The sequence below is a fragment of the Pandoraea pnomenusa genome (genome assembly GCF_000767615.3).
GTDB classification, from domain to species: domain Bacteria; phylum Pseudomonadota; class Gammaproteobacteria; order Burkholderiales; family Burkholderiaceae; genus Pandoraea; species Pandoraea pnomenusa.
The window spans coordinates 3,239,051-3,251,783 of record NZ_CP009553.3 but is presented as its reverse complement, the minus strand read 5'-3'; the positions used below and the strand labels follow the sequence as shown (position 1 = coordinate 3,251,783).

General features: G+C 62.4%; 8 protein-coding genes. 4 read left to right on the top strand and 4 right to left on the bottom strand.

All coding sequences use genetic code 11. The features are described 5' to 3' along the window. The first annotated feature begins 37 nt into the window (after positions 1 to 37). From LV28_RS38550 to LV28_RS38540, 3 genes are all read left to right on the top strand, one after another. On the top strand, positions 38 to 1,378 hold the full coding sequence (locus LV28_RS38550) for an adenylosuccinate synthase (RefSeq protein ID WP_023596512.1): 1,341 nt from the start codon (positions 38 to 40) through the stop codon (positions 1,376 to 1,378). Between the two features lie 27 nt (positions 1,379 to 1,405). Continuing rightward, the gene (locus LV28_RS38545) at positions 1,406 to 1,942 is read left to right on the top strand and encodes a phosphoribosyltransferase (protein ID WP_023596511.1); all 537 of its coding nucleotides are present in this window, start codon (positions 1,406 to 1,408) and stop codon (positions 1,940 to 1,942) included. A gap of 464 nt (positions 1,943 to 2,406) precedes the next feature. After that, positions 2,407 to 3,039: a DUF4189 domain-containing protein gene (locus LV28_RS38540; protein WP_081255977.1), complete on the top strand. Its 633-nt coding sequence runs from the start codon at positions 2,407 to 2,409 to the stop codon at positions 3,037 to 3,039. Positions 3,040 to 3,163: 124 nt separating this feature from the next. Here LV28_RS38540 and LV28_RS38535 read toward each other — a convergent pair whose 3' ends face one another. The 4 genes from LV28_RS38535 to LV28_RS38520 all read right to left on the bottom strand — a co-directional run bounded on the left by LV28_RS38535 (position 3,164) and on the right by LV28_RS38520 (position 9,627). Continuing rightward, positions 3,164 to 5,242 (bottom strand): M3 family metallopeptidase, encoded by a 2,079-nt coding sequence (locus LV28_RS38535; protein WP_023596509.1) that lies wholly within the window; start codon positions 5,240 to 5,242, stop codon positions 3,164 to 3,166. A gap of 197 nt (positions 5,243 to 5,439) precedes the next feature. Continuing rightward, positions 5,440 to 6,294 carry a bifunctional methylenetetrahydrofolate dehydrogenase/methenyltetrahydrofolate cyclohydrolase FolD gene (folD, locus tag LV28_RS38530; protein WP_023596508.1) on the bottom strand — a complete coding sequence of 285 codons (855 nt, stop codon included), beginning with the start codon at positions 6,292 to 6,294 and terminating at the stop codon, positions 5,440 to 5,442. A gap of 208 nt (positions 6,295 to 6,502) precedes the next feature. Further along, a complete protein-coding gene (locus LV28_RS38525) occupies positions 6,503 to 7,147 on the bottom strand; it encodes a response regulator transcription factor (RefSeq protein WP_023596507.1) in 645 nt (214 codons plus the stop codon). Then, positions 7,144 to 9,627 carry a PAS domain-containing sensor histidine kinase gene (locus tag LV28_RS38520; RefSeq protein ID WP_023873947.1) on the bottom strand — a complete coding sequence of 828 codons (2,484 nt, stop codon included), beginning with the start codon at positions 9,625 to 9,627 and terminating at the stop codon, positions 7,144 to 7,146. Before LV28_RS38520 ends, LV28_RS38525 begins: the two co-directional genes overlap by 4 nt. Positions 9,628 to 9,970: 343 nt before the next feature. On the opposite strand from LV28_RS38520, the gene aceE reads away from it, so the two are divergent. Then, the gene (aceE, locus tag LV28_RS38515) at positions 9,971 to 12,658 is read left to right on the top strand and encodes a pyruvate dehydrogenase (acetyl-transferring), homodimeric type (RefSeq protein ID WP_023596505.1); all 2,688 of its coding nucleotides are present in this window, start codon (positions 9,971 to 9,973) and stop codon (positions 12,656 to 12,658) included. The last annotated feature ends 75 nt before the right edge of the window (positions 12,659 to 12,733 follow it).

Below are 12,733 nucleotides of genomic sequence, written 5' to 3'. Positions count from 1 at the left end.
CGGGTAGAATACGTTTTTAACCAAACCAACTATTGTTATGTCCGGCAATGCTTTGAATCAGGGACGCAACGTCGTCGTTATCGGAACCCAATGGGGCGACGAAGGCAAGGGTAAGGTCGTCGATTGGCTGACCGATCACGCGCAAGGCGTGGTGCGTTTCCAGGGTGGTCACAATGCCGGACACACGCTCATCATCGGTGGCAAGAAGACCATTCTGCGCCTGATCCCGTCGGGGATCATGCACAAGGACGTCACTTGCTACATCGGCAACGGCGTCGTGCTGTCGCCCGAAGCGCTGTTCAAGGAAATCGAAGAACTCGAAAGCGCTGGCCTGGATGTCTGCGGCCGCCTTCGCATTTCCGAGGCCTGTACGCTGATTCTCCCGTACCACGTCGCCATCGATCAGGCGCGTGAAGCGCGCCGCGGTGCCGGCAAGATTGGCACGACCGGTCGTGGCATTGGTCCGGCCTACGAAGACAAGGTCGGGCGCCGTGCCCTGCGTGTCCAGGATCTGTTCGATCCGAAGACGTTCGCCGATCGTCTGCGTGAAAACCTCGATTATCACAACTTCGTGCTGACCCAATATCTGGGCGCGAAGGCTGTCGACTTCCAGGAAACGCTCGACACGATGCTGAGCTACGCACCGCGTCTGCAGCCGATGATTGCCGACGTGTCGCAGATGCTCTACGCGGCCAACCGTGAAGGCCAGAAGCTGTTGTTCGAAGGTGCCCAGGGGACGCTGCTCGACATCGATCACGGGACGTATCCGTTCGTGACCAGCAGCAACTGCGTGGCGGGCGCCGCCTCGGCCGGTGCCGGCGTTGGTCCGCAACAACTGCACTATGTTCTGGGCATCACCAAGGCGTACTGCACGCGTGTGGGCGCCGGTCCGTTCCCGAGCGAACTGTACGATGCGGACAACCCCGCCCGTCAGGAACCCATCGGGCTGCAACTGGCCACGGTCGGCAAGGAGTTCGGTTCGGTCACGGGACGTCCGCGTCGCACGGGCTGGATGGATGCCGCGGCGCTCAAGCGTTCGATCCAGATCAACGGCGTGACCGGCCTGTGCATGACGAAGCTCGACGTGCTCGACGGCCTCGACACCGTGCGCCTGTGCGTGGGTTACAAGATCGACGGCAAGACGGTGGATATCCTGCCGCGCGGTGCGGTCGATGTGGCGCGTTGCGAGCCGGTTTACGAGGACTTCCCCGGCTGGTCGCAAAGCACGGTCGGCGTGACGTCGTGGGATCAATTGCCGGTTCAGGCGCAGAATTACCTGAAGCGCATCGAAGAGGTGAGCGGTATTCCGATCGATATGGTGTCGACCGGCCCGGATCGCGACGAAACCATCCTGTTGCGTCACCCCTTCAAGAACTGAAATACCGTAGGACTGGCAAGGCACACCATGAATCTGCCCCAAAACGACGATAAGAACCTCTGGGTCTCGTGGGAAGAGTATCACCGGCTGATCGAGCGTCTGGCGCTCAAGGTCCATGAGTCCAACTGGAAGTTCGACAAGATCCTGTGTCTGGCCCGTGGTGGTTTGCGCGTGGGCGATCAGCTCGCGCGCATCTACGACGTGCCGCTCGCGATTCTGGCGACCAGTTCGTATCGTGAAGCCGAGGGGACCGTGCGCGGTGACCTCGATATCGCTCAGTACATCACCATCACGCGCGGCGAGCTGGAAGGCCGCGTGCTGTTGGTCGACGATCTGGTCGATTCGGGCGTGACGCTCGAGCGCGTGGGCCAGCACCTCAAGCAGCGATTTCCTGCCGTGACCGACGTGCGCTCGGCAGTGCTCTGGCACAAGGCCTGCTCGAAGGTGGCGCCCGACTACGCCGTGGAATTCCTGCCGACGAACCCATGGATTCACCAGCCGTTCGAAGAGTACGACACGCTGCGCCCGCACAACCTGGCGGCCTGGATCAAACGCGGCACCTGAGCGAAATTTGCAGGCACTGGACGCGCCTTGACAGGGGCGTCCAACTGCCGAACTTCTGCCGGAAGGCGGTGATATCGAAAGATGCACCGCCTTTTTCTTTGGCGGGAGTGTTATATCGGCTTTTCGGCGACTTTGCATGCCGAAGGCGCTTTGGCAGCGGCTATCCGACGACTTGAGGCGGTATCGCCGTTTCGGTGTGCGCTTCGGCCCGCGACGTGCTATCGCGCTGCATCGCTCTCTCTATCGAGACTCCCGGGAAGTGGGCCGGAACGCCGGTGGCCGCGTCAACCCGACAAGGCAGCGGCGACACCGATGAGCCCCATGCGCGCATGGCCGCCACGCTGGACGGGCCATAATGCCCCCGAAAATCCCCTTTGTTTCGCGCTTCGTCAGGCGGTGTCGTGTGGTTTGATGAGGGCATCGGTTCACGCCTTCGTTGCTCCCGCACCAGCGGTTACGCCCTGATGAATGGAAGTCGTTATCTTTCCGTGATGCTTGCGATGTGGCTGTCCTGCCTGTTGGGCTTGGCCAGCACGTCGGGCCTTGCGGCGTCTGCCGTGGCGGGGGTACGCGGGTCGGGCGGGTTTCGACTCGTGTACGTGACCAACCAGACATCCATGGCCAAGGCCAAAGTTGCGGCCTTGAGCCGGTGCCGGACCCAGTTCTCGGCGGGGAGCCGGGGAGGGCGATGTGAAGTTCTGATGGCCGGAAACGGCCCCGCCTACTGGGCGGTGGTGCGAGCGACCAATGGCGAGGTCGGTGTGGCGCTCGGCGACACGCAGGAGGCGGCAATCGGGGACGCTTTCGTGGTGTGTCAGCGCGCGGGGCAATGCACGCTGGAGAACGCGCAAGTGTGGGCGGACAACGGTCAACGACCGGGCCGCAGACTGCCACCGCCGCCGGCGGCACAGGCTTCTCCCGCACAGTGCCGGATCCCGACAGGTCAGGTGATCCGAATGCAGACCCGATGCGATGCGCTCGGCTGCACGCGAACCTACGACAACGGCTGTACAGTTCGCTTTCAGGCTACCCGTTGTTTTGACAAGGAGACGAACCGCTACGTCTGGCAGCCGGACGCCTGTGACGACGCTGGGTGACGCCGGTTGTCGGGACGTTGGACGGCTGGTGCCTTGCGAAAGGCCGACGAAACAAAAACGGGCGCTCGAAAGCGCCCGTCTTCCTTACCGCGGCGTCTACCCCCGCACGCCCGGAGCAGGTCCGTCAGTTTGCCGACATCCCGCTGTGGCGCAGCAGCGCGTCCACCTGCGGGGCTCGGCCACGGAATGCGATGAACGATTCCATCGCTTCGCGGCTGCCGCCCACGGCAAGAATTTCATCGCGGTACCGTGCACCCGTGGTCGTATCGAGAACGGTGCCACTCACTTTGGCGGCTTCCTCGAACGCGGCATACACGTCCGCCGACAGCACCTCGGCCCACTTGTAGCTGTAGTACCCCGCGGCATATCCGCCGGCGAAGATGTGGCTGAACGTGTTCGGCCAGCGCGAGAACTCCGCTTGGGGCGTGACGTGCAGACGATCGTTGATGCGCTTGGACAGCGCCAGCACCGACTCCTTGCCATGCGGGTCGAAGTCGTAATGCAGATGCATGTCGAAGTCGGAGAAAACCAGCTGACGCAGCATCATCAGGCCGCTCTGGAAGTTGCGTGCGGCGACCATCTTGTCGAACAATGCGCGCGGCAATGGGGCACCCGTGTCGACGTGCGCCGTCATGTGCTCCAGCACATCCCATTCCCAGCAGAAATTCTCCATGAACTGCGACGGCAGCTCGACGGCATCCCATTCCACGCCGTTGATGCCCGCGACGCCGGCGTCTTCCACCTGCGTGAGCATATGGTGCAGCCCGTGGCCGAACTCGTGGAACAGTGTGATCACGTCGTCATGCGGCAACAGGGCTGGCTTCTCGCCAACCGGCGCGGGGAAGTTGCAAACCAGGTACGCGACCGGGGTTTGAAGCGCACCGTCGTGCAGGCGCTTGCGCGTACGGGCGCTGTCCATCCAGGCGCCGCCGCGCTTGCCTTCGCGTGCGAACAGATCCATGTAGAACTGGGCCACCAGTTCACCGTCGCGCTCGATACGGAAAAAGCGCACGTCCGGGTGCCACGTCTCGGCATCCTGCGGACGGATCGTCACGCCGAACAGCGTGCCGGCCACGCGGAACAGGCCGTCGAGCACCTTGGGCAAGGGGAAATATTGGCGAACTTCGGTTTCCGAGAATGCGTAGCGCTGTTGACGCAACTTCTCAGAGGCATAGGCCGTGTCCCAGGGTTCGAGCTTGTCGATGCCGAGCGATGTCGCGGCAAATGCCTGAAGTTCCGCCCAATCCTGTTCGGCGTAGGGGCGGGCACGACGGGCGAGGTCTTCGAGGAACTCGAGCACTTGTGCCGGCGATTCCGCCATCTTGGGTTCGAGCGACACCTCCGCATAGTTCTTGAAGCCGAGCATATGGGCTTCTTCGCGACGCAATGCCAGCTGTTCGACGACGATTTCCGTGTTGTCCCAGTCGGCTTCGCCGTCACCGAACTTCGGTCCCAGCTCCGAGGCGCGCGTGACGTTTGCGCGATACAGCTTCTCGCGCAACGCGCGATTTTCGGCGTACTGCAACACCGGGAAATAAGACGGGAAGTGCAGCGTGAACTTCCAGCCCTGTGCGCCGTCGCGCTCTGCGGCGGCACGGGCGGCGGCCTTGTCGTCGTCGGGCAGGCCAGCGATTTCCTGCTCGTCGGTGACGATCAGCGAAAACTTGTTCGTGGCGTCGAGCACGTGATCCGAGAAGGTCTTGGCCAGTCGCGCCTGCGCTTCCTGAATCTCGGCGAATCGAGGCTTTTGGTCTTCGGGCAGTTCGGCACCGCCCAAACGAAAGCCGCGCATTTCGTTTTCGAGGATCTTTTTGCGGGCTGCGGACAGGCCGTCGAATTCCGAGCCGGCGGCGATCGCCTTGTACTTTTCGAACAACGCCAGATTCTGGCCGACGCTGGCCGAGAATTCGGTAACGCGCGGCAAGTTTTCACTGTAGGCGGCGCGCAGTTCGGGGGTATCCGCAACGGCGTTCAGGTGCCCGACGATCTCCCAGGCACGGCCAAGGCCTTCCGTGCCGTCTTCCACGGCGTCGAGAATGTTGGCCCAGGTCGCCGGCGTTGCGGGGTCCGCTGCGCGCTCGACCGCCGCGCGCGCCTGCTCCAGCAGCACGTCGACGGCCGGCGTCACGTGCTCAGGGCGAATTTCGGCGAAACGGGGCAGGCCTTCGATGTCGAGCAGGGGATTGGTTTGCGGCGTATTCATGCGTTCATGGTCCACTGGAAAGGGCTTACGAAGAGTGTGGGGGCATCCCGTCGAATTTTCCAGTCGTTTTTTTCAACCGCGCCGATTGGGTGGGGCGGTCCCGAATGGCCGTCCGATGGCGCGCGTCCAGAAACAACAAGGGTGCATGCGGTTGTCCGCATGCACCCTTGCGAGGGGCGGCCGAGGCGGGTGGGCGATCAGGCGCCCAGTGCGCGCTCGGCGGCCTCGATCGTGTTGACGAGCAGCATGGTGATCGTCATGGGGCCAACGCCGCCCGGCACTGGCGTGATGTAGCCCGCCACGTCCTTGACACCATTGAAATCGACGTCGCCGCAAAGCTTGCCTTCGTCGTCACGGTTCATGCCGACGTCGATGACCGCGGCGCCCGGCTTGACCATGTCGGCCGTCACGATGTTTCGCTTGCCCACGGCGGCGACGATCACGTCGGCGTTACGGGTGTGCGCGGCCAGGTCACGGGTCTTGCTGTTGCAGATGGTGACGGTGGCGCCCGCTTGCAGCAGCATCATGGCCATGGGCTTGCCGACAATGTTCGACGCGCCGATCACGACGGCCACCGCGCCGCGCAGCGGGAATTCGACGGACTCGAGCATTTTCATGCAGCCGTAGGGCGTACACGGGCGGAACAGCGGCGCGCCGGTCATGAGTGCGCCGGCGTTTGAGACGTGGAAGCCGTCGACGTCCTTTTCCGGCGCGATGGCTTCGAGCACCTTGTGGCTGTCGATATGCTTCGGCAGTGGCAGTTGCACCAGAATGCCATTGATCTTCGGGTCGCGATTGAGCTCATCGATTCGGGCGAGCAGGGCGGTTTCCGTCAGATCCGCCGGATAGCGGTCGAGGGACGAATACAAACCGTTGTCCTCGCACGCCTTGACCTTGTTGCGCACGTAGACCTGGCTGGCGGGGTCGTCGCCGACGAGCACCACGGCCAGGCCGGGCTGGTGGCCGCGGGCGGTGAGGGCGGCGGCGCGCGTGGCGACTTCGGCGCGAATACGTTTGGCGAGGGCGTTGCCGTCGATGAGGGTGGCGGTCATGATGCGTGGGTATTCAATGAAGGAAGGGGGCTGGCCCAAGGGGCCGGATACGGCGGCGCGTGTCAGGCGGATGACGAGCGCAAAGACCGTATTATACCGACGCGTCTGGACGGACGGGAGAGGGCGTACAAGCGCGGGCGCCTGCGCTTTGACGCCTCGTCAAAGGGGGAGTGACGAGGCGTCCTTCACACGGCTCGCGGCGGTTCGCTCAGGGGCGAGGTGCGCTGCTGGAGCGCTTCGAGAGCGCGAGGCGAAGCAGATCGGCAACGGTGTTGACGTTGAGCTTCTCCATGATGTTCGCGCGGTGCGCTTCGACCGTTTTGATGCTGATGCCCAGATCGTCGGCAATTTGCTTGTTCAGGCGACCGGCGATGATGCGCTCGAGCACCTGGTGCTCGCGACTGGTGAGCTTGGAGAGCAACTCTTCCGCTGCCTGTTGTTCGCGCTGGCTGCTCGCTTCGGCACGCGCTTTCGACAGCATCTTCTCGACCTGTGCCCGGAGGTCCGCTTCGTCGAACGGCTTTTCGATGAAATCCATCGCGCCTTTTTTCATCGTCTCGACGGCCATCGGCACGTCGCCGTGCCCGGTCACGAAAATGATCGGAATATTGACTTTCTTGCCAAGCAGTTGGTCCTGAAGTTCGGGGCCGGTCATGCCGGGCATGCGGACATCCAGAATCAGGCAGCCGATCTGATGTTCGTTGTAGTGCAAAAGGAAATCTTCGGCGTTCGAAAAAGTACGCACGTGATAGCCATTGGCCTCGAGAAGCCAGCGAAGCGAGTCGCGGACAGCTTCGTCGTCATCGACAACGAAGACAGTTTCTTGATCGATATTGGTGTTGGGTGTCGTCATAGTCCTCCCCCGGATCCGGATGTCGTATCGCCTTCTAACGGTAACAGAATACAAAAAGTACAACCATTCCGCACGCCGTCGATTTCATTGTTTTCGACCCACAGACGGCCGTGATGCGATTCGATGATGGAGCGGCAAATGTTCAGGCCCATGCCCATGCCGTCCGACTTGGTGCTAAAGAACGGTTCAAACAGTCGTTCGATGGTCGCCTCGTCGACGCCAGGTCCATGATCGGATACCTGGAATTCGACCGATTTGTCTCGCCGTTCCACATGCAGACGTACCGTCGGATCGCGTCGCTGACCAGGCGGCGGCGTGTAGCCGTGCATGGCTTCCGCGGCGTTCTTGAGCAGGTTCACCAACACCTGCTCGATGAGCACCGGATCGACGTAAATCTGCGGTAGTCCCGCGGGCAGCTCGGTCACGATGCGAATGCGCCGCTTGCGCGCTTCGATCTCGGCGAGGCCCACGGCATCCGCCACGATCTCATAAATCGATGACGGTTGACGCTTCGGTTCACTACGTTTCACGAACGCGCGAATCCGTTTGATGATCATGCCCGCGCGAACGGCCTGCTGGGATGTCTTTTCCAGCGCGGGCAGCAAGGTCTCGGGGGACGTACGCCCGGCACGGACCAGTGCGGCCGTGCCCATGCAGTAGTTGTTGATGGCCGCCAACGGCTGGTTCAGTTCGTGAGCCAGCGACGACGCCATTTCACCCATGGTCGTCAGGCGCCCGGTGAATTGCAGGCGTTCTTCTTCCTGGCGGGCCAGTTCTTCCGCGTGCCGACGCGCCGTAATGTCGGTCGCCACCTGCAATTGCGCCAAATGACCATCCACCCACTGAATGTACTGACGTCGGACTTCGAACCATTTCTGGTGCGTTGGCAGGTAGATTTCCTGCGTTTCCGCTGCCGTGTCGGTCAGCGATGCCGCCGGCAGCCCCGCAAACGCATCGACCATGTCGATATGATCGAGCGACGTCGGGGACAGTTCTCCGCCGCCCGATAGTTCGAGGTGACCTTCGGGACGCGTACCGAACAGTTGTCGATAGTAACGGTTCGCGAACAGCAATTCGGCCTTGTCGACGGCCAGTACCGACACCGACGCGTCGAGGCTTTCGAGCACGGTCGTGAAACGCTCGTGCGCCGCCGCCAGTTCCTCGCGCGCGCGTTTGGGCTCACTGATGTCGGTCAGCGACGACATCCAGCCGGTCTGGCGGCCGTGTGCATCCACGAGGGGCGAGACGAACATGCGCGCGTAGAAGATGGTGCCGTCCTTGCGCTGCACGCGAATCTCGAATCCGTGCGACGGGGCCTTGCCGCGCAGTGTCATGTCGATGCGGCGCTGCATTTCGTGAATGTCGTCCTTCGGCCAGTAGGGGTAGGGCGGCGCGCGATTCATGAGATCGGGCTCGTCCCAGCCGGTCATGCGGCAGAACGCGGGATTCACGTACGTGATGTGGCCCTGCAGGTCCAGCACGCGCATGCCGATGACGATCGAGTTCTCCATGGCACGCCGGAACGACGTTTCGTTGAACAGCGCCTGCTGGGCTTCGAAGCGTTGCCGCGTGTGACGCCACAGGCTCCACAAGCTCCACAGGACGAAACACGACAGTCCCGCGATCAGCCAGACGAGTGTGTTGTTGACGAAATTCCCGACGGCCGGATACGAGTAGATACGCACCGCCAGACTGTGACCCGGCGGATCGAGCAGCAACTCGTACGAGACGTCGCGCGGCAACGGCGGACGTGTGGAGGTCGTGGCCAACTCGTTGTTGTGCGTGTCGATGAACGACACCTTGAACTTGTCGCCGAGCTCCTGAGGCAGCTCATGGATGAGCAGCCCCTCGACGGAATACACTGCGCTGATCGTGCCGAGAAACTCGCGCTCGCGCAGCACCGGCACCTGCACGACGATGTAGCTGGCGCCGGACGCGTCGTAGATCAGCGTGGAGTACGCCGATCGCCGCGAATCCCGGGCGGCGCGAAACGCCACCAACAGTTCGTCCTCCATCGGATGCTGCGCCGAGCCTTGCAGGCGCGAGGCAAACGGTGAATCGGCGGGGACGGCCCACCGCGGACGTTGCGACGCGTCGAGCCAGTTCATGAAGACGATGTCCGCATGATTCTGCATCAGCTCGCTCGCGGTGTTCTGGAAGTGCGTGATGTCCTGGGGCTTGGCGGCCGTGTCCCGCGCGAGGGAACTGATCTGGTCCTGAATGGCCAGCATGTTCAGGCGAATCTGCTGCTGCGCCCACGCCACGTTGCGGTAAAGCGTGTCCTGCTGCTGCTCCGTCTCCCTGCGGTTCAGGCTCCACAGGATCAAACTCATCACCACGAGGAAGATCACAATGGAGACGAGCGGGACGAGCAAGTAGTAATGCGACTCCGCGAACCCCTGCAACCATCGGTTGGAGCGGGCAGGCGTAGCGGCGGACCGGGACGGTGGGGCGGAGTTGGCAAGGCGTGGCGAAAGCATGGCGAGATTGTAGCGCAGGCGCGCCCCGTTTCCCGCTGCCGCAACACGTAGGGTCCTGCTTTTCGGATGCGTCCGATCCTTTTGGTAAGACGGCACCTCAAAGTGCAGTTGAGACCGATCGGTACGCGCTCGATTCGTGGTGTGATGTCGTCAGCAACCCCTTGATTTTATGTGCACTGCAACAGAATTCCGCATCATGAAATTTACTATCGTAATCTGAAATTTCGCTTGCGAATGCGGGAATATCCTTCGTACAATGCCCCGGTAAAAATGCCGGTGGGCCCGTCCATGAAGCGGGTATCGACCATTACGCCAACCCGCTAACGACAGACAAGGAGACGCCATGTCCGCCGTACCTGAAGAAGCCCTGAAGATCGTATCCCCTGCGGACGCCGATCCCCAAGAAACGCAAGAATGGCTGGCATCGCTCGAAGGCGTGCTGGCGGCCGAAGGACCTGGGCGCGCCCACTACCTGCTCGAGAAGCTGATCGAATTCGCCCGCATCAACGGCGAGCACCACCCGTTCTCGGCCAACACCCCCTATATCAATACCATCCCGGTCGATCAGCAGGCCCGCATTCCTGGCGATCAGGACGTCGAGCACAAGATCCGCTCGTACACCCGCTGGAACGCGATCGCGATGGTGCTGCGCGCCGGCAAGGACACGAACGTGGGCGGCCACATCGCATCGTTCGCCTCGGCCGCCACGCTGTACGACGTCGGTTTCAACCACTTCTGGCATGCACCTTCCGACAAGCATGGCGGTGACCTGGTTTTCGTGCAGGGCCACTCGTCGCCGGGCGTGTACAGCCGGGCTTTCCTGCTGGGCCGACTCGACATGCCGCAGCTCGACAATTTCCGCCAGGAAGTCGATGGCGGCGGTCTGTCGTCGTATCCGCACCCCTGGCTGATGCCGGATTTCTGGCAGTTCCCGACCGTGTCGATGGGCCTCGGCCCGATCATGGCGATCTACCAGGCACGCTTCATGAAGTACCTGGAGTCGCGCAATATCGTGAAGACCGAGGGCCGTAAGGTCTGGGCCTTCCTCGGCGATGGAGAGACGGACGAGCCGGAATCGCTGGGCGCCATCGGCATGGCCGGCCGCGAGCAGCTCGACAACCTCGTTTTCGTGATCAACTGCAACCTGCAGCGCCTGGATGGTCCGGTGCGCGGCAACGGCAAGATCATCCAGGAACTCGAGTCGGAGTTCCGCGGCGCAGGCTGGAACGTCATCAAGGTGATCTGGGGTAGCCGCTGGGATCCGCTGCTGGCTCGCGACAAGAACGGCCTGCTGATGAAGCGCATGATGGAGTGCGTGGACGGCGAGTATCAGACCTACAAGTCGAAGGACGGCGCCTACGTGCGCGAGCATTTCTTCAACACGCCGGAACTCAAGGCGATGGTCGCCGATTATTCCGACGAGGACATCTGGGCGCTCAACCGCGGCGGTCACGATCCGCACAAGATCTACGCCGCGTACCAGGCCGCCACGCAGCACAAGGGGCAACCGACCGTCATCCTGGCCAAGACGATCAAGGGTTATGGCATGGGCGAGGCCGGTCAGGCCATGAACATCACCCACCAGCAGAAGAAGATGCCGGTGGAGTCGCTCAAGAAGTTCCGCGATCAGTTCAAGCTCCCGATTCCGGACGATCAGATCGCTGAAGTGCCCTACCTGAAGTTCGAGGAAGGCTCGAAGGAACTCGAGTACATGCGCGCTCGCCGCATGGAACTGGGCGGCTACCTGCCGCAGCGCCGTACCAAGGCGGCTTCGTTGCCGGTGCCCGCGCTGGCAGCGTTCGACGCGCTGCTCAAGGCGACGGCAGAAGGCCGTGAGATTTCGACGACGATGGCGTTCGTGCGTATTCTCAACGTGCTGCTCAAGGACAAGGCGCTCGGCCAGCGCATCGTACCGATCGTGCCGGACGAGTCGCGCACCTTCGGGATGGAAGGTCTGTTCCGCCAGATCGGCATCTGGAGCCAGGCTGGTCAGCGCTACATTCCGCAGGATCACGACCAGCTCATGTTCTACAAGGAATCGGAAAGCGGTCAGATTCTCCAGGAAGGCATCAACGAAGCGGGCGGCATGTGCGACTGGATCGCCGCTGCGACGTCGTACTCGACGCATGGCGAGACGATGATCCCGTTCTACATCTTCTACTCGATGTTCGGCTTCCAGCGCATCGGCGATCTGGCCTGGGCAGCGGGCGACATGCGTGCACGCGGCTTCCTGGTTGGCGGCACGGCTGGTCGCACGACGCTCAACGGCGAAGGTCTCCAGCACGAAGACGGTCACTCGCTGCTGTGGGCGTCGTCGATTCCGAACTGCCTGCCGTACGATCCGACGTTCGCCTACGAACTCGCCGTGATCGTTCAGGACGGTCTGCGCCGCATGGTGCAGGATCAGGAAGACGTGTATTACTACCTGACCGTGATGAACGAGAACTACCCGCATCCGGCCATGCCGGAAGGCGTGGAAAAGGACATCCTCAAGGGTATGTACGCGTTCCGCCGTGGCGCGGACAACGGCAAGGCGCCGCGGGTGCAACTGCTGGGGTCGGGCACGATCTTCAATGAGGTCATTGCCGCCGCCGAGATGCTCAGGAACGACTGGGGTGTCGAATCGGATCTGTGGAGCTGCCCGAGCTTCACCGAACTGGCCCGCGAAGGCAACGACGTGGCACGTTACAACCTCCTGCACCCGACCGAGACGGCGCGTCTGTCGCATGTCGAGAAGTGCCTGAATGACACGCGTGGTCCGGTCATCGCATCGACCGACTATATCCGTACGTACGCCGATCAGATCCGTCCGTTCGTACGCGGGCGCTATGTGGTGCTCGGTACCGACGGTTACGGCCGCTCGGACACGCGCGAGAAGCTGCGTCACTTCTTCGAGGTGGATCGTAACTGGGTCACGGTCGCTGCCCTCAAGGCACTGGCCGACGAAGGCACGCTGCCGGCGAGCAAGGTCGCCGAAGCGATTGCCAAGTACAACCTGGATCCGAACAAACCCAACCCGATGACCGTCTAAAGGCCGCTTCGCACGGTGTGCATGCGCACCGGCCGCCCCCCAGCGGCCGGCGCTCGCGCGCTGTGTGCCAAGCGC

What these genes read in the sequence shown, in the direction of transcription:
- LV28_RS38540 (WP_081255977.1), top strand. Translation starts at nt 2,407, where the DNA reads ATGAATGGAAGTCGTTATCTTTCCGTGATGCTTGCGATGTGGCTGTCC.
- LV28_RS38545 (WP_023596511.1), top strand. Translation starts at nt 1,406, where the DNA reads ATGAATCTGCCCCAAAACGACGATAAGAACCTCTGGGTCTCGTGGGAA.
- aceE (WP_023596505.1), top strand. Translation starts at nt 9,971, where the DNA reads ATGTCCGCCGTACCTGAAGAAGCCCTGAAGATCGTATCCCCTGCGGAC.
- LV28_RS38535 (WP_023596509.1), bottom strand. Translation starts at nt 5,242, where the DNA reads ATGAATACGCCGCAAACCAATCCCCTGCTCGACATCGAAGGCCTGCCC.
- LV28_RS38520 (WP_023873947.1), bottom strand. Translation starts at nt 9,627, where the DNA reads ATGCTTTCGCCACGCCTTGCCAACTCCGCCCCACCGTCCCGGTCCGCC.
- folD (WP_023596508.1), bottom strand. Translation starts at nt 6,294, where the DNA reads ATGACCGCCACCCTCATCGACGGCAACGCCCTCGCCAAACGTATTCGC.
- LV28_RS38525 (WP_023596507.1), bottom strand. Translation starts at nt 7,147, where the DNA reads ATGACGACACCCAACACCAATATCGATCAAGAAACTGTCTTCGTTGTC.
- LV28_RS38550 (WP_023596512.1), top strand. Translation starts at nt 38, where the DNA reads ATGTCCGGCAATGCTTTGAATCAGGGACGCAACGTCGTCGTTATCGGA.